Below are 23650 nucleotides of genomic sequence, written 5' to 3'. Positions count from 1 at the left end.
ATTCGAAGTAGAGAAGCTACGTATTCGTAACTAATAAAAACAAAAAAGGATAACCGAAGTCATCCTTTTAAATTATTTGAGTTAAGCAAAGTGCTTAGTGACGTGCTGAACGCTCGTTACGAGAGTTACGGTCATTGCGGTCTCTACGCGGTTTACGTACTTGCGCTTCAACCGGTGCATCTGACACTGAAATGTCTAAACGTTGACGACGTACTTGTACACTACGTAACTTTTGGAATGCATCTTTTGGCATGCCTTTTGGTAGTTGTACAATGGTGTGGTTGTCATTCAAGTTAATTTGACCAATGTATGCACTGTCTAATGAAATTTCGTTTGCAATTGCGCCAACGATATCACCAGGACGAGCACCGTGATCTTTACCTACTTCAATGCGGTATGCTTGCCAATCTACGTCTGGGCGTGCACCTGACGATTGACGACGTTCTTTACGTTCACCTCTGTCAGCGCGTTCGCCACGACCATTGCGGTCATTACGGTCACGGCCACCACGGTCATTACGATCTCTACCACGAGTATCACGTGAGTCACGGTCTGAACGTTCACGACGTGGACGTGCATCTTCTTTAGGTTGTAAAGGTTGCTTTAATTGTTTATCAAACAATAACGCAGCAGCTAAGTCAGCAATATCAACTTCTGAGTCTGCAGCCATTTTCTCTAAAATTTCACGCATGCTTGATAAATCTTTTTCAGCAACAGACGCAATTAGTGATTGACGACAACGTTCTATACGAGACAATCCAATTTCTTGAATTGTTGGTAAGTTGAATTCGTTGATTGTACCCGCAGTTGCACGTTCGTAATGACGAACATTATAAAACTCACGAGGACGTACAAATGAAATTGCAGTACCTTCACGACCAGCACGGCCAGTACGACCAATACGGTGAACATAAGATTCAGTGTCACCTGGTAAATCGTAGTTGATAACTAAATCGATACGCTGAATATCTAAACCACGTGCTACAACGTCAGTTGCAACCATGATTGAAAGCTTACCGTTTTTAAGTTGTTCAACAGTACGTTCACGTTGTGCTTGGTTCATATCACCATTCAATGCAGCACAAGGGTAGCCTAAACGTTCAAGTTGCTCAGCAATAGTAATAGTATCGTTACGAGTACGAACAAAGATAAGTACAGCGTCGTAATCAAATGATTCAATGATGCGCTCTAATGCAGTATTTTTAGTAATACCACTTACTCGCCATGAAAGCTGAGCAATGTTCTTTTTAGATTCTTTTTTCGCGGCAATTTTTACATGTACCGGGTTATCTAAGAAACGATCGGCAATCTTTTTGATTGCATGAGGCATAGTTGCAGAGAACAAGGCCATTTGCGTTTCATCACCTAAGTGATCAAGGATCCATTCGATGTCTTCTAGGAAACCCATGTTAAGCATTTCATCAGCTTCATCAAGGGCACAGAATTTAACGTCAGCTAATTTTAATGTTTTGCGACGTAAGTGATCCATTAAGCGACCAGGAGTACCAACAACAACTTGTGCACCTTTTTCTAGTTGCGAAAGTTGTGGGCCGTAAGATTGACCACCATAAAGTGTTGCTACACGTAAACCTTTCATGTTTTTAGCAAACTCTTCTAACGCTTCAGCTACTTGAATAGCAAGTTCACGAGTTGGTGCTAAAACCATCATTTGAGGTTTGCGTAATTTAACGTCAATATTAGCAAGTGCTGGTAAACCAAATGCAGCAGTTTTACCTGTACCAGTTTGGGCTTCACCTAAAACGTCACGACCTTCGATTAAAGGACCAATAGTTTTTTCTTGGATTGGTGTAGGGTTTACAAAACCCATGCCGTTTAGTGCAGATAATAATACTTCAGGCAAACCTAAAGATTCAAAGCTAACAGTAGCGTTGTTTAATTCAGTCATTAATTTTGTCTTCTCAACAGGCAGATCAATACCTTAACGGTAAATAACTGCGAAAAAATTCAAAGTTATCCACCGGAAGACTTATGGCGAGATCGATGCGCTACATGTGTACAATATAAGAGCACACATAGGCTTTTGGGATCTATAGCTAATTTGATGTTCTTTGTCATAAGCAATCACTGCTTATGGATCCATCTTGGCTAGCTCTTGGCAAGTCAGTTGGCGGAAATAACCACTCTAATTACTAATATTGTGATTAGTAAAGTAATCTCCTATTAATTGCCGTTATGTTGTGGCGTTAGGAGAAGTTGGCGCATCATACCGTTTTGTAATAAAAATGCAAGTAACATTGTGTAAAAAACAGGCTAAAAAGCGTAATTTGTTAACATTTACAGCAAAAATAGTGCCAAAAGTTGGCTTTAGTTAAGAATACGGTACTTCGTACCTCCGAATACATTTCATTTCGAATAACGAAGCAGTTATCGAAGCGAGAGCGTATTCGAAGCAAAGCGTATCCGAAGTAGCGTAGCTACGTATTCGTATCTAGTGGAGCTTTACACGCCCTATTGTATTAGCATCGGTACCAAACCACACCTCATCCGAGGCATTATGATAATACATATAACGAATAGACCCTGCCCCGCTCGGTACTTCTACATTGGCAATAAATTGTTTGCTATTGGTATCAAACACTCTGATTTGATTTGGACTGACACCTGTAAGCGCTATCCAAATACGGTCATTACGATCAATGGCCGATCCATACAGTTTGGCTTTTTGCTGTTCAGGCAACTGCCAACGGTTGATATTTTTTGTGCTTGAGTTATAGCTACCCAAGTAGCCTAAACTATGATCAAGATAATAAATTTGATTGTTTTGGGTTATTTCCAGTCGCCTTGGCCGCTCTTTTACATCCACTAAATCTATTTGCTCAACCGATAAATTTACCGGATCGATTTTCGCAAGCTTGTTGCTGCCAAATAAAACCACCCAAGGAATATCATCATAATCAACTTTAACGCCATAAGGCCTTGCCGAATCAAAAGGCATTGTAATTAAACTAATATCACCAGTTTGGGTATTTAAAAAACCAACTTTATTACCCCATTGAGCAGTAAACCAAATATTTTCAGCCGAATTAAACACTAAAGTATGAGGGTCGATAGAGGTATCACCGGGCATAGTGTACGTTTTTATGCTGCCATCATTAGGGTTTAATTTACCAATATGGCTGTTACGATTGCCGGCATACCAAACGTTATTGTTACTATCAATAATGAGATTATGTGGGTTGGTATTGTCCGCTAACTCGAACCGCTTAAACTCCCCCGTGCCAGGGTTTAATCTAGCAATGTAATTTCCGGCCTGCCCACAAAACCATACATTGCCTTTTGAGTCTACAGCTGGATCCCTTGGACGAGTGTTATCCCAAGGCACCTTCCATTCTTTGATATCAATAGTTTTTGAATACTGTTGTTCTGCGCTTAGTGATATAAAAGAAAGAAAAAACAAGAAAGTAATACTTAATATTTTACCTATCATAGTTAATATTTTTATTGTTTATCTGTGTTGAAAAGTATAGTCGATAAAACGATATATGCAGTGTAAGCTGCTGATTTCTCTCTAATGAATACAACTTACTTAATCGCTATTCACCACTTACTGAACTCGTTTCAGTATCTCGCTGTTCTATGGACCCTGAAATAAATTCAGGGAATGGTATGGTTTGGGGACCCGGATAGCGATGAAATAGGCAAAATTTGGAGTTAGTTAGGTCATAAAGAAAAAACCCGATGCGCTCTCATCATTAATTAGGAGCACACCGGGTTTAGTATTTACCAGCTGTTTTACAGATTGACAGATCTATAGGGAGTAAACAAACTTAGTAAAAAAGGAGATTACGAATCGATATTAAATTCACCTTTAACATCTTTAATATTTAAGCCACCTGAGCCACTGTCAGTAATAGTTAAACCGCCGGCATCTTTTACTTCGATAGAGCCTGAGCCATCATCGATAGTCACCATGCCGCCAATATGACGTAAAGTCATTTCACCAGAGCCATCTTCAACTTTTACTGAGCCTGCGATATCAGTCACGGTCATTTCACCTGAGCCGTCATCAATATCGACATTGCCACTCACATTGCTAATTTCCAACTCACCAGAGCCATCATCTACAATTAAGTCACCTTGAATATTTTTAATAAATAATGAACCTGAGCCATCTTCAACTTCTACAAAGTTGTTGATATCTGTAATTGAAATATCACCTGAGCCATCATCAATATCTAACGCTAAGTGTTTTGGCACCTGCACTGTTAAATTGATTGACGGGCTACTGCCATTCCAAAAGCCGCTGGTAGAACCATGTTTAGCAACAAGGACTGCACGTGAGCCAACTTTAGTTAGCTCCAGTTCATAATTACGTTTTTTCGTAGTTTCAATGTCGGCTTTTACCGTAATTTCAGTCGCGCCTTCTACGCCAACGATATTTAAAAATCCTGCTCCAGATTCAACTTCTAAAGTCTTTACACCTGAGCTCGCAATGGATAAGTTTTCTTGTAATTCTACGTCTGCACTTTGTGCTCCAACATGGATAACACAGCCAGGTAAAATAAGTACGGCAGATAATAAAGCGGCAATTTTGGTCATTTTCATTGTTAGATCCCTGAATTAAATAGTGTATTTTTGACTAATTTTGTTACTAATAGGTTAATACATCCAAATTTCAAGCCAACTTTTTAATCGATTGTTTTTAAAGGATTTAATTTAACTCCAGTGCGAGAGAGTAGTGTTTCACTAGTAATAAGGACTAAATAGTGGTGAAAAAATTAGAGGGTAGAGTCACTGATATCATTTCTTCAGTGACTCTGAACATCTGGTTTTAACCGAATTTTGACAAGGCGAATAAGCGAACTTCTTCAGAAATCACATCAGGTAATATTCCAAACACTAGTAGAGTTATGCTTAAGCTTACAATAACCGCATGTGACAGACGGTTTAGTTTGAATAAATGTTGATTATCTGGCTTGGCGAATAACGTGAAAATTATGCGCAGGTAATAATACAAGCCAATACCACTGCCCACGACTAAACTTGCTAATAACCACCATGCAGCATTGTCTACAGCAGTACTAATGATATAAAACTTACCGATAAACCCTGCAGTTAATGGAATACCCGCAAGTGACAGCAATGCACACATTAGAGCAGCTGCTTGCACAGGAGAACGCCAAAATAAGCCATTCCAATGTTGCCAATTATCATTATCTTGCTCGCTATTAGCTTTTGAGGTTTGGCATATAAAGGTAAATATTAGTAACGTCGCCAAACAATATGCCAGTAAGTAAAATAACCCCGACTCCCACGCTAACTGTAGTGATTGATGCGACATTACATTTAAAATGATCAGCAGGTATCCCATATGCGCAATAGATGAATAAGCCAATAAGCGTTTGATGTTGGTTTGTTGCAGCGCTAAAAGATTACCTACGATCATTGATGCGATAGCCACAAAGGTAATTACATTGAGCATTGGCTGTTCACTTGAAGGGGATACATATTGCACTGAGAAAAACCAAAACTTGATCAACACCGCAAATATGGCTGTTTTAGATACTGTAGCTAGTAACATACTTACAGGTGCTGGAGCCCCTTGATATACGTCGGGTGTCCACATATGAAACGGTGCTAATGACAGTTTAAATGCTAAACCAACAATAAATAATACCGAGCCGGCATTAAATAATAATTGCATTTGCGGGTTATTCACCGCTAAAAAGCTGTTGCTAAGATGGTGGAAGTTTAAGTTACCGCTGTAAGCATAAATCATCGCCATACCGAATAATAAAATACTGGACGCGGTTGCGCTTAAAATCAGGTATTTAAAACTTGCTTCCAACGTTTGTCGACGGTTACGTAAATAGCCAACCATGCCGATTAACGCAATACTTAATAACTCTAATCCTAAGAATACGCTGGCAAAATGATTACTTATCGCCAATAAACTTGCCCCTAAAGTTACCAACAATAACAGCACATAATATTCATCATGAACCTCTTGGCTTACTTTTAAATAGCGGCCACTTACCAAGCAAACAATAAATGCACAGAACAGCACTAATACGCTTATTGCCAATGAAAACCCATCAAGGTAAAACAAGATAGTTGATTGAGTATTAATTGCCGGCATAATCAGATAATGAGCTGTGCCCGCCAACACAATACTAATCGCGGTAAATGCTTGGATCATAAGCGTAGAACGTTTAACAGCGATTAATAGCAGTTGCAAAACGATCGCCAGTGACAAAACCAGCTGCGGTAAAATGGCTAATAATTCTAAACTACTCATTATTTACTCCCTACATTGTGAGTACTTGCCAACTCATTCATAGCGGTCGAATATTGCTCGGGAAAGTGAGCAAAAATAAGCTCGGGGAATAAGCCTAAACACACCAGTAATCCTAATAATGCGCCGCAGATCAATAACTCTCTTTTACCCAAATCATTAATAGAGTGTTTCGCCTCACCTTGAAAGCTTTGCTGAAACAAATACATACCATAGATAGCCGAGCCAATTAGACCCAACGCGGCAAATATCACATGTACGGGGTATGATTTAAAACTGCCGGTTAATACCATGAATTCGCCAACAAAATTAAGTAGACCTGGTAAACCAAATGCTGCGGCAACAAATGCCAGTAACATACCGCCCATTCGAGGAGCGCTACTGAACATACCTCCCATTAATGACAAGTCTCGACTGTGCAAGCGTTGATATAACATGCCTACCATAGAAAATAATGCTGCACTACTTAGCCCGTGCGCCACAATTGTGAGCAACGCGCCTTGATAAGCAATTTGTTGGTATGAAAATAACGCCAACATAACAAACCCCATGTGCGAGATAGAGCTGTAAGCAACTAGACGTTTAAAATCGGTTTGCGCAAAGGCAAGTTTAGCGCCATATAAAATACTGATCACACCAAGCACCACAGCCACATTGGCAAAATTGCTGCTAGCCTGTGGAAACATTTCCAGAACAAAACGAATCAGACCGTAGGCACCGGTTTTTAACAACACACCAGCCAGTAACACACTGCCCGCAGTTGGTGCTTGCGTATGAGCATCAGGTAACCAGGTATGTACTGGAAATGATGGCAGCTTAACGGCAAAGGCAATAAAGAAACCAAGCATGATGTAAAACTCTACTTGTGGATTTATTGCCATTTGTTTTAAAGCAAAATAATCAAAACTTAAACTGCCGGTTTGTTGCTGATGAATAAAGGCTAAAGCAATAATAGCAATGAGCATTAACAGACTGCTAACCTGGGTGAAGATGAAGAATTTAGTTGCTGCATAAATTCTATTCTCGTGTCCCCATATCGCTATTAAGGCAGTCATTGGCAGTAGCATCACTTCCCAAAAAAAGAAGAATAAAAATAAATCGGTAGCAATGAATACGCCAACAATACCGGCAATCGAGGCCATTAGATTGAAATAATAAAAGCCAACCTTATCGGTAATTTCTTGCCAAGAAACTAATACACATATCACACCAAGTAGTAAGGTAAGCGCGATTAAAATAAAGCTTAAACTGTCGATGCCAGTAGCATAATAAATGTTAAATGCTGAGATCCATTCTATGTTCGCCATAGGCAAAAATTCATGAAACAGCTGATGATTTTCAACAGTAAATTGGGTCAGTAAGCCAAAGCTGAATAGAATTGCTAATAGGCTGATCCATTTACCTGTATTCGCCCGATGGCTTTCTGCTGCCCAAGCAATAATACCGCCCGTTAATAATGCAATGAGAATTTGAGTTAAAATCATAATGCACCTCCACCAGTGTTCACCCCACCGGAGGTTACTAATACAATGGCTATTAACAGTGCAACGCCAACCCCTAACATGGCTCCATACCAACGTAGTTGGCCATTTTGACTGGCTTTAAATACTTCATGCCATGTTTGTACATTCCAACGAATACCGTGAACGAGCTGATCGATAATGTCATTTTTGTTCAATTTGCTGATGAACAAAAATGGCTTAACCAACAGAGTATTATACAAGGTGTCAAACCCTAAGCCGCGTTGTAAGAACGAATATAAATTAAAGGAGGTATTGCTCGCGTCAACGCTTTCGTCAGGATCAGCTATTGCACGCCCCGGTTTAGGGAAATAAACAAAGTAAGCGATAACAATACCAATAAGTGGCGTTGCTATTGCGACAGTATGAAGCCAAGCAGGGTCACCACTCGTTGTGGGCATTGCAGGAAATAACGCGCTTAAATCCAAGGTGAGTAAACCACCAGCAAGCGCTAATACCGCCAAAATAATTAATGGTATCAGCTGAAGTTTATCTGTCACCGGGTGTACTGCGTCATCCCCGCGATATTCACCAAAAAACGTAATAAACAACATTCTAAAACTGTAAATACTGGTGATAAGTGCGCCGATTACGCCCATCCACCAAAACATAGGTCCGGCGGTTGCAGATGAATATAACTCAGCAAGTATCGCTTCTTTCGATACAAAGCCGGACGTGCCAGGAAAGGCAATTAAGGCCGCTATACCAATAATAAATAATACACTAATCAACGGCAGCTTTTTAAGTAGTCCGCCCATTTTGAACATATTTTGCTGATGATGTAGAGCTAAAATAATTGAGCCGGCGGTCAAAAACAGTAACGCTTTAAAAAATGCATGGGTCATTAAATGCATCACGCCAGCACTAAACGCGCCAGCGCCTAACGCTAACATCATGTAACCTATTTGGCTCATTGTTGAATATGCCAATACACGTTTAATATCAGACTGACCAAGAGCCGCTAAGCCGGCGAGCAATAACGTTAACGCGCCAACCCAAGCAACAATCGTCATAACTTCTGACGTTAGCATAAATAACCCTTGCATACGGGCAATTAAATACACACCTGCGGTCACCATAGTTGCCGCATGAATTAATGCACTTACTGGTGTAGGGCCTGCCATAGCATCAGGTAACCAGGTTTGTAATGGCAATTGCGCAGACTTACCAACTGCGCCCCCGACAAGCAATAAACAAATCCAAAACGCCATATCATTTTCAAGCAAATAATTGCTACTCGCTAACGCGGTAATATCATTAATGGTTAAACTACCGGTTTCACGAAACAGTAAAAATAGGCCTATGGCTAAAAAGGTATCGCCAACTCTAGTGACTATAAATGCTTTTTTGGCCGCCATTGCATTAGCGGGGTTTTGATACCAAAAACCAATTAATAAAAAGCTGCATAAGCCAACACCTTCCCAACCAAGGTAGAGCAACACTAAGTTATCGGCTAACACCAACAGCAACATTGCCACAATAAACAGGTTCATGTACGCCATAAATCGCGAGAAATTATCATCGCCTTTCATGTACGCGGCAGCATATGCGTGAATTAAAAAGCCTACACCGCTGACCACAGAAATCATCACCATAGACAAACTATCAAGACGCAAGGCAAAGTTAATTGACTCATCACCTAATTTGAACCATTGCCATAATTGCGCATTTATAACGGTGTCTGGAGAAACCATAGCCACCTGCAATAAATACGCACTGCTTAGTGCACTTAATGCCATCGCCCCCACGGATAGAACTGTTGCCATCAACCAGGACAAACGCTGTCCAAATGCCACTAATAACAAAAAGCTTAGTAGAGGATAAAACGGTAAATATGAGAGTATTTGAATATGATCCATCATTAGCCCTTCATCTCACTAAGCTCGTCAATATCGAGCGACAATCGCTGCTGATGTAAACGTATGAGCAATGCTAAACCAACAGCAACTTCAGCTGCAGCTAAGGTTAAAATTAAAATAAACATAACTTGCCCATCGGCTTCTTGCCAACTGCTGCCAGCAGCAATAAAGGCAATACCAACAGAGTTGAGCATCACTTCTAAACTCATCAACATAAACAAGGTGTTACGTCTGGCGATAACGCCAATAAAACCGATGATAAATAGAATGCCAGCAAGAATAAATGCATGCATTAATGGGATATGGCTCATAAGTTCCCCCCCATATTGTCTTTCACTTGGGCAAAATCATTATCACCTTTAGCAAAATGATAGCCGGCAATTAAACCCGCTAATAATAAGAAAGAAGCAATTTCTACCGCTAATAAATACGGTCCGTATAATAAAATGCCAACTTGTTTAGCGGATACAATTGAAGATGTGTATTGTTCTGTGTTTGCGCTGCTAATAATTAAATAAACCACCTCTATCAATAAAATCGTTGATAAAATAACAGGCCCTATCCAGCGGCTGAACCAATGCTTGGAATAATGAATGGGGTCTTTATCGCCTTGCAGGTCAAACATCATAACGGCAAATACAAACAGCACCAAGATAGCTCCGGCATAAACGATCACCTCTAAACCAGCGGCAAACGGTGCGCCCATGAAGTAAAAACATACCGCCACAGCTAACAGTGACACCACTAAATACAACAAAGCATGTATCGCATTAGAGCCAGTAACCACCCGAATAGAGGCGATAATGGCAATGGCTGCGGCAATGTAAAATGGTAATTGGCTTATCATTAGTATTCCTTTAACTCAGTACATTCTGTTTCGAATACGGTACTTTGTACCTTCGGATACGCTTTACTTCGAATACATTTCATTCCGAATTACGAAGCAGTTATCGAAGCGAAGCGAATTCGGAGTCACGTAGTGACGTATTCGAAGTAGCGAAGCTACGTATTCGTCCCTAGTATTTAGGGCATCAAATCTTTAACATTAATCGGCGCTTTTTCATGTTCGCCCTCACCTTTTCCTTTCACACCTGTTGCAACACCAGACTGCTTATAGAAGTTATAATCTGGGTATTTACCTGGGCCACTAATCAATAAATTCTCTTTTTCATAGACCAGGTTTTGCCTGTCATATTCGGCAAGCTCCACATCAGGTGTTAATTGAATGGCATAAGTTGGGCACGCTTCTTCACAAAACCCACATAAAATGCAGCGGGAAAAGTTAATTCTAAAAAACTCCGCGCGTTTACGACCGTCAGGATCAATGGTTTGCTGTAAGGCAATACAATCAACTGGACAGGCAACAGCACACAAATTACAGGCGACGCATCGCTCTTCACCATCAGGATCACGAGTAAGTACAATACGACCACGATAACGCGGCGCTAAATACGGTTTTTGCTCTGGGTATTGCACCGTATCAGCTTTAGTAAACGTATGTTTCAGTACTAACCACATGGTACGAAATTGGCTATAAAACATTTTAAGCATGTACGCCTCCAATGATGCCAGTAAGCTTTAATACCGCGGTGAGTAATAAATTAAATAACGCCAGCGGTAGCATCACTTTCCAGCCAAATTCAAGTAGTTGATCAAATCGAGGTCTTGGTAGAGATGTTCTTAACAGGATGAAAAACATAATAAGAACAAAGACTTTACCAATAAACCAAATAAGCGATGGGATCATATTGGCCCACTCACTAGGAAGAAAACCAGGGGGTAAGTAACCACCAAAAAATAACGTAACTGACATGGCGGAGATCAAGGTGACCCCTAAATACTCACCTAAAAAGAACAAGGCAAATTTAAGCCCGGAGTACTCTGTGTGAAACCCCGCGGTAAGCTCGGTTTCTGCTTCGGGTAAATCGAATGGTAAACGATGACTCTCAGCAATACCTGCTACTAAAAACACAACAAAGCCGATAATTTGTGATTGAATAAACCAACCATCTTGCTGAGCGATTACAATGTCGCGTAAATTAAAACTGCCGGTGATCAGCACTACGCCCATCACCGATAAGCCCATGAATACTTCGTAACTGATGGTTTGTGCGGCGGCGCGCATACTACCTAACAGAGCATATTTATTCTTTGAAGCCCAGCCAGCTAAAACAACGCCGTAAACCGCAAGCGAAGTCATTGCCAAGAAGAATAAAACACCAATATTGAGATCAGAGATCCCAATAGTGTCTGAAAATGGCACTACGACAAAACTCATTAATACCGTCGTTGCTGCAATTACTGGCGCAGCAATAAATATGGCTTTATCGGCAAACTTAGGGGTGAACTCGTCCTTACCTAGTATCTTTAATAGATCAGCCAGGGATTGCAAAATACCAAACGGCCCTACTCTATTTGGGCCTAACCGGTCTTGCCAAATACCAATCAATCGACGTTCTACCCACACCAACATGGCTGCAATAGGAATAAGCAGAGCAAGTATGATACTCAGTTCAATAATTTTAAAGATCATCTAAACCTCCTGCCATTAACCTGATAGGAATAAATTGATCGTTTTTCTTGAGTCTGGCAAGTAACTGCTGTTTGTTTGCTTCTGCGCTACCCAGTTTATTGCTTAAACTCTGTTGAAATTCAGTAATTTGCTCTGGGCTTGCGGCGGTTAATTGCGCATTACTCAACTCAATATGCTTACTGTCACTGCCATGTAAGTAAACCTGCGCGCAATTATTGGCAACCGCTGTATTGAGCTTGAGCTGACCAATTTGACTAGCATCGCCAAGCTGAACATTTACATGCGAACAGTCATTTAACCCTAGCTGCGTCGCTAATTCGACATTCATCTCTACATAAGGAATAGGCGACAGTAACTCGAACTCAATGCCTTTGAGACCTAAATAGTCATTCGCAAAAATATGAGAGGCTGGAATATAATTGATAGGCTCACCTTGAGCGTTATCATTAGCCTTATCACCCCCTTCATCTTTTGCAGTAATACTCCGAGGCTCAGGAGCAGGTTGACTGGATTCATTGGGATCATAAATCTGTGGGTCATATATTTGCACTATTGGGGAACGATTTTGTAAGCCTTCACCTACTTGTTGCTGATACTTGCTGATTGATTGGTTAGAATTCCAACCGGGTGCCCAGGTATAAGGCATTGCATTCGCTGCAATTGACTCATCTGAGTGTCCAGTTTGAGGCTGAATGCCTTCCATTGAAAATTTATAAGGTGAACTATTATCAATAGTGGTTTTTCTTTCATGCACACTTTGGTTTGCCGTCATTGCCGTTCGACCAGATGCTCGATGTGTTTGCCTCGCGGTTTTTAATAAAAATTGTTCGGCAATAAACACCGAAGTATCCGGAAAGTTAGTTTCAACTACGGCTAAGGTTCGCCAAAAGTCATTAATGGTCTTTATATCAATGTCACTGGCATGATTAACCAAATGACCCTCACCGATAATCGCATCCAACATAGTAATAACCCGCCACGCTGGCAATATTGGTAACTTAGGTGCAAACGCCGGATAAAAACATTGTGCTCTGCCTTGATAGTTCACCAATAGCCCTTGTGACTCGCTGAACGTGGCAACCGGTAATATCACCTCGGCATTTTCTGTTACAACACTTTCGTTGTGATCAAGTGCAATAACAGTGGCAACCGATGACAGCAACGTTTGCTGTTCGGCAGCGCTTAAATTAGCCAGCTCATTTTCACAGATAACGAGACCATCAATAAGGCTTTCACTTGCTTGTTGACAAACTTGCTCTAACGAAAGGGTCGAATCATTGAGTAAACTCGCCAAACCGATACTATTTGCTTTGCTTGGCATCATCACAAAACTCAAACCGGTTCTTTCATTTTGTGTTAAATCAGCGTCGCTTAATGACGTTGTCGCAAAGCTTGTTGCTAAGTTTAAGCACTGCTGAGCAAGTCCAACATGTTCCAGTGTGTGACCACTGATAATTAACGGCCGTTTAGCGTTTGCTAATGCCGAAGCTGCACGTTCTACAAATTCAATCTGCTGGCTACTTAGAGATGTAAACAATGGTTTATGATGGGTAAGTTTGGCATTTATCGCTTGCGTGATGGTGGCAATATCGTCTGGCTTGGAATAATTCACCTGTGTAGCAACATCATCAAGCTTGCTCGCTGCTACATCACAGATAAATAATGGTGATAGCGTTTTACCGGCTGCGGTTCTTACCGCTTCATCTTGCCACCTTGGAATACGTAATTTATCGGCCATTTCAAGCCCAGCATTGCGTACGGTTTGGCGAAGAGCTAATGCTATTCTTGGCGATGTTTGAGTTAAATCCTCACCAAGTATTAACACACAGTCGGCTTGTTCAATTTCTTTTATGTTCAACATGCTGACATGGTTAAGCATTTGCGTGTTTATATTCAGTAATTGCGTTTGTTTGGTTGTCAGGCCTGAACAAAAGTTGTCATCACCAAATAAGTGTTTTAATGATGCGTTGGTTTCAAGCGATGCACGCTGCGATCCTATAGCAACAAAACGTTGGCCTTTATATTTTGCCAAGGATAGCTGCACATCTTTCGTTGTCAGTTTTCCAGCAACTTCTTGCTTGATCCCTTTCGCCTCCGTAACTCTGTCATCACTATTTACATAACCAAAACCAAAACGACCTTTATCACATAAAAAATAACCATTAATGTCATCGTTATAGCGATTTACGACGCGGCGCACACAACCATAACGTTCACCGACACTGATATTACAACCAACCGAGCAGCCTTTGCATACTGATGGCGCCGATTGCAGGTCCCACTTTCGTGCATAATGGGCAGAAAACGGTTTATCAGTAAAAACCCCCGTTGGACAAACTTCAACTAAATTACCGGAAAACTCGGACTCTAAAACACCATCTTGCTGGCGACCAAAGTAGACTCTATTTTTTGAACCATACACACCAAAGTCTTTACCACCGGCGTAATCTTTATAAAAGCGTACACAGCGATAACAGGTAATACAGCGATTCATTTCATGACCAATATGAGGTCCTAAATTTTGATTAGTGAAAGTACGTTTATCGCCTACATATTCACGTTGATTGTGTCCGGTCATTACCGTCATATCTTGTAAGTGACATTCACCACCTTCAGCACACACGGGGCAATCATGAGGATGATTTGTCATCATGGCCGAAATTACTTGTTCGCGAAAATTACTGGAATAATTGTCACCTAACCCAATACGCATGCCATCCGTAACGGGCGTCATGCAAGCCATAGCCAAACGACCTTGCTGCTCAGATTCATCGTTATAAACCGTTACAGCACATTGACGACATGCGCCAACCGATCCCATTGACGGGTGCCAACAAAAATAAGGTAAATCTAATTTACTCGACAGCACACCGGCCAATAAATTATCACTGCCGTCAACTTGGTATGACACGCCATCGACATAAATAGTCATACTATTATCACTCATGAGCAGCCTCACTATTATTGTCTTGTTTGCTGGTGTTTTTACCACTGCTGTTGAGAGCATTAGTGCTAGCAAAGTTTATGCTTTTAGTATTGGACAGTGTCGCAGGTTTATTGCCATGCTTGATTGGGCAACAACCTTTGTCGATGTGCTCTAAAAAGTCATCATGAAAATACTTTAATGCACTTCTAAGTGGTTCAACGGCGCCCGGCGCCAAAGCACAATGGGTTTTACCAATCCACATGAAGTCACACAGTTTTTCTAGGCTGTCGATGTCGGCTAATGTGCCTTGACCATGTTCAATGCGAGTTAATATTTCTACCACCCAAGGTGTGCCATCACGACACGGTGTGCAGTAACCACAAGATTCCTGCGCAAAAAATTGCAATAAATTCAGCACCATGCCTACCGGGCAATTATGATCGTCAAGGACAATAAGACCTGCAGTACCCAATCGGCTACCCACTTTGGCTATATTGTCATAATCCATTGGCGTATCGAGGTGCTCTTCAACCAGAAAATCGGTGGAAGCACCGCCTGGTAATAAGCCTCTAAATTTCAGTCCGTCTTGCATGCCACCCGCTTTATCATAAAGCACATGACGAATAGTCATGCCCATTGGCATTTCCCATAAGCCAGGATTTTTAACTCGACCACTGGCACCGTAAATTTTGCTGCCAGGATCGCTGTTTGGTGAAAATGCTTTAAACCAATCACCACCATGTTTAAAAATGTGCGGTAAATTACATAAGGTTTCAACGTTGTTGACTATGGTAGGTTTACCAAATAAACCACTCACTTGCGGAAATGGCGGTTTTGCCCTTGGATTGGCACGTTTGCCTTCAAGTGCGTTAATCAATGCGGTTTCTTCACCGCAAATATAACGACCAGCGCTGGTATGTAAATACAAGTCGAGTTGGTACTTACTGTCTTGAATGTTACTCCCTAACCAACCGGCTTGATATGCTTCATCTATCGCTGTTTGTAAGCGACTGGCCGCTAGGAAGTACTCACCCCGTAAAAAGATATAAGCTTTATTGGCACCTATTGTACGAGCGCCAATAATCATTGCTTCAACGAGTTGATGTGGATTACCTTCGATTAATAACCTGTCTTTAAACGTGCCTGGTTCCATTTCATCTGCATTACAGACTAAGTATTTATTATCCGGTGCATGTTCATCACCGTCTTCAAACATCGGCACAAAACTCCACTTCATGCCGGTTGGAAAACCTGCGCCGCCTCGACCTTTTAAGCCTGAGTTTTTAACAACGTCTAAACACTGTGCACAATCCATTGCCAGCGCTTGTTCTGCGCCTTGATAGCCACCTTTTAATTGATAATCGTTAAAATTTAACGGTTGTTGTAAATTTATCAAGCCCGTTAATGGCATGCTTGGGTCAACAATAAAGTTACTCATTGAGATCTCCTTGTTGACCGGCGTTAGTCTTTCCTTCAGCCTTGGCTTGTGCGCGTAACTCATTTAATAGGGTAATAACTTTATCTTTATCCAGTTGTTGATAATGTTGCTCACCTATCATTAATGTTGGGCCTTTATCACAGCCACCTAAACAGGCGTTAGTTATCAGGGTAAATAAACCGTCACTTGTGGTTTGTCCATAATCAATGCCCAATTCATTTTTTATGGTTTCACTAATGGTTTCATACCCAGTAAGGTAACAGCTGATGCTATTACATAAATGAATGACATACTTACCTACCGGTTGACGGTAAATAAGATTGTAAAACGTGGCGACGCCTTCAAGTTGCGCAGCGCTCATTTGCAATAAATCGGCAATCGCATACAAGCTTTCATCAGAGATCCAGCCGCGACTTTTTTGCACAATTTTTAATCCTTCAATACCAGCAGCTTCTCGATACTCTAAAATTGTCGTTTCATGTTCAATCTCGGCTATTTCAGAGTCGGTTAAATAGGTTTTGTGATCAATATTGACCACATCAATGTGCTGTTCTGTGTTAGCTGTTTTGATTGAAAGTAAGGTCATAATTCGAATTAGCCTCTATCTATCTACATCGGCCATTACGTAGTCGATACTACCTAATGTGGCGATTAAATCGGCAACCATTTGCCCTTGCGAAATCAACGGGATCATTTGCAAATGCGCAAAAGAAGGGGTGCGAATTCGGGTCCGATAACTCATTGTGCTGCCATCACTGACTAAGTGATAAGCCATAATGCCTTTAGTTGCCTCAACACTGACTGACACTTCGCCTGAAGGGATAACAGGGCCCCACGATACGTTGACAAAATGAGGAATTAAGGTGTCAATATCTTGCATCGTACGTGCTTTATCAGGCGGTGTGGTTTGTGGGTGGTCGGCTTTATAAGGGCCTGACGGCATGTTATTTAAACATTGTTCGATAATGCGGATACTTTGGCGCATTTCTTCAACTCTCACCCGACATCGGTCATAGCAATCGCCGTTATGACCAACCGGTACGTCAAAATCAAATTGATCGTAACCGCCGTATGGACGCTGCTTGCGTAAATCCCACGAATAGCCTGTTGCTCTCAAACCGGGACCGGTAATGCCCCACTCGATAGCTTCTTTAGTGGTATAAGCGCCAACGTTCACAGTACGAGCTTTTAGTAATTCATTTTGCATCACCATTTTTTCGTATTCATCTAGTCGCTTAGGCAAGTAGTTCACGTATTCACGCACTAAAGTGTCCCAGCCTTTTGGCAAGTCAGCAGCTACGCCGCCAACACGAAAGTAACTTGGGTGCATGCGTGCCCCTGTAAACGCTTCGATAATGCCAAACAATTTTTCACGGTCGATGAACATATAAAAGATCGGTGATAACGCACCGATATCTTGGGCGAACGTACCGTAAAACAGTAAATGCGACAAAATACGAAACATTTCTGCCGTCATGATCCTAATGACTTTTGCCCTATCCGGTACAGTGATGCCGGCAAGCTGCTCAACGGCCATCACATAAGGGAAGTTATTCATAACTCCGCCCAGATAATCTATTCTGTCGGTATAGGGGATATAACTATGCCAAGATTGACGCTCGCCCATTTTTTCAGCGCCGCGATGGTGATAACCAATATCAGGCACAGAATCGACAATTTCTTCACCTTCCATTTGCAGCACAATACGAAATGCACCATGCACACTTGGATGGTTTGGGCCAAGGTTTAAAAAACTAAAGTCACTGGTTTTACTTTGTCGTTTCATTCCCCAGGCTTCAGGGTTAAACTTTAACGCTTCTTGCTCGATGTCTTGTTGCGCATCAGGTAGCGTAAACGGGTCCATTTCAGTGGCTCGTGCCGGGTGATCTTTTAATAACGGATGCCCTACCCAAGTTTCAGGCATTAAGATACGGGCAAGGTGTGGGTGATTATTAAAGGTTATGCCAAACATATCCCACACTTCTCGCTCATACCAATTGGCATTTGGCCAAATATTGCTTACCGTTTCCGCGTTTTTGTCATTACTACTTAGTGCTACTTTTATACGCACATCTCGGTTACGAGCATAAGATCGTAAATGATACACCAAGGTAAAATCACGAACATGAGTGCTTAGCTTATGTTCACGTACCCGTTCATCAATGGCGGTAATGTCGAAACAAAAATCAAAACCATCATCCAGTTGATGCCTTAGTAAATACATCAACATAGCTAAATGATTTTTATCCACCCAATACGTTTCGATATTATCGATAAGAACTTGTTTATTCAGGATGATTTCACTGTTTATATTATGAACTTCTTCGCTAATACTAAACGGCGCTTGTACCTGCCAGTCTTTTGAATTTTTCAAAAAAGAGCTACTCATTATATGCTATCCGGCTCATCTAAAACGGTAACGTCAATACGGCTTTGTTGCTTAATATCTCTAAGTGACGGTTTGACGACTTCGGTTGTGCCCTGCTCTCCCACTACCCAGCTTAATGGACGTGGTTGATTGGCAATTTTGGTTTGCAGCAGTAATAGTCCTTCCAGTAATGCTTCAGGTCGAGGAGGACAACCAGGTACATAGACATCGACAGGGATAAATTTATCAACACCTTGTACGACAGAATATATGTCATACATGCCGCCAGAATTTGCACATGAGCCCATAGAAATTATCCATCGAGGCTCCATTAATTGATCATAAAGGTGTCGAATAACCGGTGCCATTTTACGAAAGCAAGTACCTGATATAACCATTAAATCCGCTTGTCTTGGAGTCGCGCGAATTACTTCAGCGCCAAAACGAGCAATGTCGTGCCTAGAGGTAAAGCCGGTAGCCATCTCTACATAGCAGCAAGATAAACCAAAGTTAAACGGCCAGATTGAGTTTTTACGCCCCCAGTTGATCATGTCATCGAGCTTGGCAAACATCACGTTGCGCTTTAAGTCGTCTTCAGAGATGTTACGAGAATCAAGCATTTCTTTGTCGATGGCGGCTTTCGTCATGGACCATTCCATATTATTGCTCTCCCTTTTCAGCAGTGCTGCTTACATTATCCGCTTTGGCGGAGCTTGCTCGAAGTAACTCTCGTGCCGGTAAATGTTTGTGTTTTAATTGCAAACCACCAATACGCCATACATAGATAAGCGCCACTAACAATATGCCAATAAAAATTGACGCCTCAATAAAGCCCGCAAGGCCGACTTCATCAAATGCAATAACCCATGCAAACAGGAAAATGGTTTCTAAATCGAAAATAACAAAGAAGATGGCGTATAAGAAAAAGTGATTAGTGAAGCGACTTTTTGGCGCATCAACGGCAACGATACCGGATTCGTAAGGAGTATGAGTATGACGGCGATTGGTTTTAGGACCCAAGACTGCAGACAGACCGAGCATGATGGCCAGTAGAAACATTAACAACACAAAATAGGCAGCAATCGGCCAGATTTGCTCAACTTGCTGCTCAGCAACAGTTAATGTAGTAGAAGTGGCAGTAGTAACTGATTCTACAGCGACTGTAATTAGTACAACGGACAGATCTATCGCGCTCACGCAACCCCCCAATGTACGATAGACCACAATGTAAAATGCTTAACGCATAATGCACACTTATCGCGTTCTCTAAGCGCTTATTTTTGTAACAGCGTTAGCTTAGAGATAAAATAATTTATTGTTAATATGTGTGTTTTTTTATAATTTTTCAATTAGTTACTGATTAAAGAATAGCCAAGTTTTATGAAAAAGAAAAGGAGATTTTTATATCAGTTTCGAATACGGCGCGATGCGCCTACGAATACGCTGCACTGCGAATCACGAAGCAGTTTTCGAAGTGCCTACGTATTCTTAATTCAGTAGCGAATACGGTGCTTTGCTCCTCCGAATATATTGCACTGGGAATCGTGAAGTCGGTATCGAAGCGCCAGCGTATTCGAAGTGAAACGGATTAGAAGCGTAGCGTATTAGCCCCTAGATTATTTGATTTATCAACGCGGCAAACAGCATGATAAACACTAAAATGACCAGCCATTTTGAATATTTTTGCTGTTCTTGTGCTTCCATCGGTTTACCGTATTTTTCACCGAGTATAACCATTAAGGCCACGCCGCCAAACACCACGGCTAAGATGATTAGTAATGTCATAAAGTTCCTGCAAATAGTAACGAATACATTTCACTTCGAATACGCTATGCTCCGAATACACTTCATTTCTAAGCAGTTCAGCGTATTCGAAGTAGCGAAGCTACGTATTCGGAGTTACGAAGTAATGTATTCGTGCCGAAAGTTATTCCCCATCACCGCCATTGATCATATCCGATAGATACGACAATTTGTCCATTGCCAAACCATGAATAGACTTTCTTGGGTAAGTGCCATCTCGTTTTGCCACACCGGCGGTTTGGCCAAGTAACAGCTCAAGCGCTTGATCGACATGATCGACTGCATAAATACTGAACTCGCCTTTTTCAACGGCTTCAATAACGTCAGGGTCGAGCATTAAATTCATCTTGTTAGTCTTAGGTACGATTACACCTTGACTACCGGTTAACCCTTTATCACGACAAAGGCGATAGAACCCTTCAATTTTTTCATTTACGCCGCCAATAGATTGCACTTCACCGTGTTGGTTCATTGACCCGGTTATGGCAAGCTCTTGATTAATTGGTAACTTAGTGATTGATGAAATTAGTGCACAAAGTTCGGCCATTGAGGCGCTATCTCCGTCGATATGCCCATAAGATTGCTCAATAGCAATATTCGCTGATATAGATAATGGGAAGCTTTGACCGTATTTATGTCCAAGGTAGCCAATCAATAACAATACGCCTTTCGAATGAATTGATTTACCTAACTCAGCCTCACGCTCAATATCAGTTACCCCTTGCGCACCTGCATAAACAGTGGCAGAAATACGCGCAGGTGTACCAAACACGCTGTCACCAATTTCTAGTACGGTAAGGCCATTAACCTTGCCAACCGCTTGTCCGTCGGTAGAAATAAGTACTTGTTCTTCTTTGATTTCCTGCAACCATGTTTCACTTAAACGGCCTGTTCGTCTGGCTTTCGCTGCTAGAGCGGCTTCAACATGATTCGCTTCAATATTGCCGCTACTGCCTTGGTTTTGCCAAATAAACTTGGTTTCATCAAGCAAGTCATTTATTTGCACAATATTGGCAGACAAACGCTGTTGATGCTCGGCTTTGCGCAGTGAATAGCGAACCAATAAACTAACCGCTTTATCACTTACTGCCGGGTAGTCATGCTTTTGCGCATGCTGGCGTATTAATGTCGCATAGGCTTTTAAGTTTTCTTCGTTTTTATCAACATGGCGATCAAAGTCAGCCAGTACGCGAAACAGTTCAGTAAACTCTTGATCGTATTCTTGCAGGGTGTAATAAATTTCAGAATTACCCAGTAAAATTACTTTCACTTTTAACGGTATTTTTTCAGGCTGTAAACTCACACTACTTCCCATAGCCATATCGGCATATGGATGATCGATTTGTGCTTCGCCAGTTTTTAAAGCCAGCTTTAATCGTTGCCAAATCATTGGTTGAGTTAATAATTTTTCAGCATCCAATAATAAATAACCGCCATTGGCGCGATGAAGTGCGCCGCTGCGGATTAAGCGATAATTGGTATACACCGCACCTTGAAATGAAGAATAATCGATCGAGCCAAAAAGGTTTTGATAAGTAGGATTTTGTTCATAAACAACCGGGGCTCCCTCGTTAGGCAAACGCGAAACCAATAAGTTTGGCATAAACCGCTCTTCCATCATTTTACGACACGCTTTGTCATCGCGTGGATTGTCAGAGCTTTCATCAACCAAAATGTCTAACACAGCCTCAGTGATAGAGCCTTTTACTTGATGAAGATACTTTAACACGCCAAGGTTTGCGGCAAATTCACGCTCAAGCTCTTTTATCAACGGTCTTATACTTTGTTCTGCCGTATCAAACTTTAATTTACGCAAGGCAACGCTGGATTCACGTTTCCACAATGGTAATTCTAACAATTTCTCACTAAGAATTGTTTCCAACTCTTCCAACAATTGATAAAACTCAGTGCGTTTAGCTTCATCCAAGTTGGCAAAATCTTTATCGTTTAAAGGCTTACCATCCACTAATGGGGCAAAGCTGATTTCGCCTTTTTCTTCATACAACACAACATCTTTTGAATAGGCATGTTCTTCAACACTCTCTATTGCTTCATCGTATTTTTTATTAAAGGCGCGATCTATGGCCGCTTTTTGTCGTTGATAGCCGGGGTTATCAAAAATTTCTGGAAACAAGTCCATCAAATCATCAATTAATGAATTGATTTTACCTTGTAATTGTTTGCCTTCACCGGCATTTAAATACAATTTATGCGGCGCTTGATGATCATCAAAATTATTTATGTAACACCATTCGTTGGCGGTGTCTTGCTGACTGGCAAATTCAGCCAACATTTGGCTTATTAAGGTTTGTCTACCACTACCCGGTTCGCCTTTAGCGAATACATTGAATCCGGTTGATGGCATCGACAGGCCAAAATTCAGAGCTTCTTTGGCTCGTTCATGGCCAATAAATTTTTGTTTAACATTGACATCTACCTGACTTTTGGAAAATAGCGTTTCAGGTAATTCCGCACACAATTGCTTAGCTGGCACCTTAAGTGCGTCGTTAGATACTGTCATGTAATATTGATATCCTTTAAAGACTTGAATGAAGGACGCTGTTACGAAGTACGTAACAAAAATAGAGTTCCTAAAACTCAGTGTATACCGATACCCGTGCTACCTCAAGATGCATGTTTGAGAGTGACAAAACAATTTCAATTTTAGGCGAATTTATAAGCAATTGTGCCATCAAAAAGCTCGATAAACATATCTAAAACAACAACGGTATGTATAAATCATACAGGTAGCCGACACGATGAAATTGGTCTATTTAGACACTAAGTGCGGATGGGCTTAAAGTAATTTATCTGCGTTATTCATTGTTACCTCTAAGCTATTGATTATATTTTGCTAAATCTCCTGTCACTCATCTCAAATATCTCGCCTTTGAGCGATTATCAATTGAGATAAACGTAAACAAAACTAACAATCCCTGTAATTTTT

18 protein-coding genes are annotated in these 23650 nt (G+C 41.2%); all 18 read right to left on the bottom strand.

Annotated features, from left to right (window positions below):
• Positions 1–94 precede the first annotated feature (94 nt).
• Positions 95–1906, bottom strand: coding sequence for a DEAD/DEAH box helicase (locus tag RI845_RS05560; RefSeq protein ID WP_348388757.1), 1812 nt, complete (start codon positions 1904–1906; stop codon positions 95–97).
• A gap of 543 nt (positions 1907–2449) precedes the next feature.
• Positions 2450–3448, bottom strand: a complete 999-nt coding sequence (locus RI845_RS05555) for a Vgb family protein (RefSeq protein ID WP_348388756.1) — start codon at positions 3446–3448, stop codon at positions 2450–2452.
• 356 nt (positions 3449–3804) lie between these two features.
• Entirely contained in the window at positions 3805–4566 is a 762-nt protein-coding gene (locus RI845_RS05550; RefSeq protein ID WP_348388755.1) for a DUF4097 family beta strand repeat-containing protein, read from the bottom strand.
• A 226-nt stretch (positions 4567–4792) separates the two neighbouring features.
• Positions 4793–6259: an NADH-quinone oxidoreductase subunit N gene (locus RI845_RS05545; RefSeq protein WP_348388754.1), complete on the bottom strand. Its 1467-nt coding sequence runs from the start codon at positions 6257–6259 to the stop codon at positions 4793–4795.
• A complete protein-coding gene (locus RI845_RS05540) occupies positions 6259–7740 on the bottom strand; it encodes a complex I subunit 4 family protein (RefSeq protein ID WP_348388753.1) in 1482 nt (493 codons plus the stop codon). Before RI845_RS05540 ends, RI845_RS05545 begins: the two co-directional genes overlap by 1 nt.
• A complete protein-coding gene (nuoL, locus tag RI845_RS05535; RefSeq protein ID WP_348388752.1) occupies positions 7737–9638 on the bottom strand; it encodes an NADH-quinone oxidoreductase subunit L in 1902 nt (633 codons plus the stop codon). The genes RI845_RS05540 and nuoL overlap by 4 nt, the downstream gene beginning before the upstream one ends.
• Positions 9638–9946 carry an NADH-quinone oxidoreductase subunit NuoK gene (gene nuoK, locus RI845_RS05530; protein ID WP_348388751.1) on the bottom strand — a complete coding sequence of 103 codons (309 nt, stop codon included), beginning with the start codon at positions 9944–9946 and terminating at the stop codon, positions 9638–9640. Before nuoK ends, nuoL begins: the two co-directional genes overlap by 1 nt.
• Positions 9943–10482, bottom strand: coding sequence for an NADH-quinone oxidoreductase subunit J (nuoJ, locus tag RI845_RS05525; RefSeq protein WP_348388750.1), 540 nt, complete (start codon positions 10480–10482; stop codon positions 9943–9945). The genes nuoK and nuoJ overlap by 4 nt, the downstream gene beginning before the upstream one ends.
• Before the next feature lie 176 nt (positions 10483–10658).
• Positions 10659–11153 carry an NADH-quinone oxidoreductase subunit NuoI gene (gene nuoI, locus RI845_RS05520; RefSeq protein WP_405054119.1) on the bottom strand — a complete coding sequence of 165 codons (495 nt, stop codon included), beginning with the start codon at positions 11151–11153 and terminating at the stop codon, positions 10659–10661.
• 25 nt (positions 11154–11178) lie between these two features.
• The gene (nuoH, locus tag RI845_RS05515) at positions 11179–12168 is read right to left on the bottom strand and encodes an NADH-quinone oxidoreductase subunit NuoH (RefSeq protein WP_348388748.1); all 990 of its coding nucleotides are present in this window, start codon (positions 12166–12168) and stop codon (positions 11179–11181) included.
• Positions 12158–15115: an NADH-quinone oxidoreductase subunit NuoG gene (nuoG, locus tag RI845_RS05510; protein ID WP_348388747.1), complete on the bottom strand. Its 2958-nt coding sequence runs from the start codon at positions 15113–15115 to the stop codon at positions 12158–12160. The genes nuoH and nuoG overlap by 11 nt, the downstream gene beginning before the upstream one ends.
• The gene (gene nuoF / locus RI845_RS05505; protein ID WP_348388746.1) at positions 15108–16532 is read right to left on the bottom strand and encodes an NADH-quinone oxidoreductase subunit NuoF; all 1425 of its coding nucleotides are present in this window, start codon (positions 16530–16532) and stop codon (positions 15108–15110) included. Before nuoF ends, nuoG begins: the two co-directional genes overlap by 8 nt.
• Positions 16525–17118 carry an NADH-quinone oxidoreductase subunit NuoE gene (gene nuoE, locus RI845_RS05500; RefSeq protein ID WP_348388745.1) on the bottom strand — a complete coding sequence of 198 codons (594 nt, stop codon included), beginning with the start codon at positions 17116–17118 and terminating at the stop codon, positions 16525–16527. The genes nuoF and nuoE overlap by 8 nt, the downstream gene beginning before the upstream one ends.
• A 15-nt stretch (positions 17119–17133) precedes the next feature.
• Complete coding sequence (gene nuoC / locus RI845_RS05495) at positions 17134–18921, bottom strand: NADH-quinone oxidoreductase subunit C/D (protein ID WP_348388744.1); 1788 nt, start codon at positions 18919–18921, stop codon at positions 17134–17136.
• A complete protein-coding gene (locus RI845_RS05490; protein ID WP_348388743.1) occupies positions 18921–19559 on the bottom strand; it encodes an NADH-quinone oxidoreductase subunit B family protein in 639 nt (212 codons plus the stop codon). The genes nuoC and RI845_RS05490 overlap by 1 nt, the downstream gene beginning before the upstream one ends.
• A gap of 1 nt (position 19560) precedes the next feature.
• Positions 19561–20097: an NADH-quinone oxidoreductase subunit A gene (locus tag RI845_RS05485; protein ID WP_348388742.1), complete on the bottom strand. Its 537-nt coding sequence runs from the start codon at positions 20095–20097 to the stop codon at positions 19561–19563.
• A gap of 414 nt (positions 20098–20511) precedes the next feature.
• Positions 20512–20685 carry a hypothetical protein gene (locus RI845_RS05480; RefSeq protein WP_348388741.1) on the bottom strand — a complete coding sequence of 58 codons (174 nt, stop codon included), beginning with the start codon at positions 20683–20685 and terminating at the stop codon, positions 20512–20514.
• A 142-nt stretch (positions 20686–20827) separates the two neighbouring features.
• Positions 20828–23224: a Lon protease family protein gene (locus RI845_RS05475; RefSeq protein WP_348388740.1), complete on the bottom strand. Its 2397-nt coding sequence runs from the start codon at positions 23222–23224 to the stop codon at positions 20828–20830.
• Positions 23225–23650: the final 426 nt, after the last annotated feature.

The organism is Thalassotalea nanhaiensis, assembly GCF_031583575.1.
Classification (GTDB): Bacteria; Pseudomonadota; Gammaproteobacteria; order Enterobacterales; family Alteromonadaceae; genus Thalassotalea_A; species Thalassotalea_A nanhaiensis.
Note: the sequence above shows the minus strand (reverse complement) of the source record. Positions and strands in the feature narration are given on the sequence as shown.

Excerpts from the sequence above, each read along its gene's own strand:
- RI845_RS05490 (WP_348388743.1), bottom strand. The coding sequence starts at position 19,559 with ATGGAATGGTCCATGACGAAAGCCGCCATCGACAAAGAAATGCTTGAT.
- nuoI (WP_405054119.1), bottom strand. The coding sequence starts at position 11,153 with ATGTGGTTAGTACTGAAACATACGTTTACTAAAGCTGATACGGTGCAA.
- RI845_RS05540 (WP_348388753.1), bottom strand. The coding sequence starts at position 7,740 with ATGATTTTAACTCAAATTCTCATTGCATTATTAACGGGCGGTATTATT.
- RI845_RS05560 (WP_348388757.1), bottom strand. The coding sequence starts at position 1,906 with ATGACTGAATTAAACAACGCTACTGTTAGCTTTGAATCTTTAGGTTTG.
- RI845_RS05480 (WP_348388741.1), bottom strand. The coding sequence starts at position 20,685 with ATGACATTACTAATCATCTTAGCCGTGGTGTTTGGCGGCGTGGCCTTA.
- nuoE (WP_348388745.1), bottom strand. The coding sequence starts at position 17,118 with ATGACCTTACTTTCAATCAAAACAGCTAACACAGAACAGCACATTGAT.
- nuoH (WP_348388748.1), bottom strand. The coding sequence starts at position 12,168 with ATGATCTTTAAAATTATTGAACTGAGTATCATACTTGCTCTGCTTATT.
- nuoL (WP_348388752.1), bottom strand. The coding sequence starts at position 9,638 with ATGATGGATCATATTCAAATACTCTCATATTTACCGTTTTATCCTCTA.
- RI845_RS05545 (WP_348388754.1), bottom strand. The coding sequence starts at position 6,259 with ATGAGTAGTTTAGAATTATTAGCCATTTTACCGCAGCTGGTTTTGTCA.
- RI845_RS05550 (WP_348388755.1), bottom strand. The coding sequence starts at position 4,566 with ATGAAAATGACCAAAATTGCCGCTTTATTATCTGCCGTACTTATTTTA.
- nuoC (WP_348388744.1), bottom strand. The coding sequence starts at position 18,921 with ATGAGTAGCTCTTTTTTGAAAAATTCAAAAGACTGGCAGGTACAAGCG.
- RI845_RS05475 (WP_348388740.1), bottom strand. The coding sequence starts at position 23,224 with ATGACAGTATCTAACGACGCACTTAAGGTGCCAGCTAAGCAATTGTGT.
- RI845_RS05555 (WP_348388756.1), bottom strand. The coding sequence starts at position 3,448 with ATGATAGGTAAAATATTAAGTATTACTTTCTTGTTTTTTCTTTCTTTT.
- nuoF (WP_348388746.1), bottom strand. The coding sequence starts at position 16,532 with ATGAGTAACTTTATTGTTGACCCAAGCATGCCATTAACGGGCTTGATA.
- nuoJ (WP_348388750.1), bottom strand. The coding sequence starts at position 10,482 with ATGATAAGCCAATTACCATTTTACATTGCCGCAGCCATTGCCATTATC.
- nuoK (WP_348388751.1), bottom strand. The coding sequence starts at position 9,946 with ATGAGCCATATCCCATTAATGCATGCATTTATTCTTGCTGGCATTCTA.
- nuoG (WP_348388747.1), bottom strand. The coding sequence starts at position 15,115 with ATGAGTGATAATAGTATGACTATTTATGTCGATGGCGTGTCATACCAA.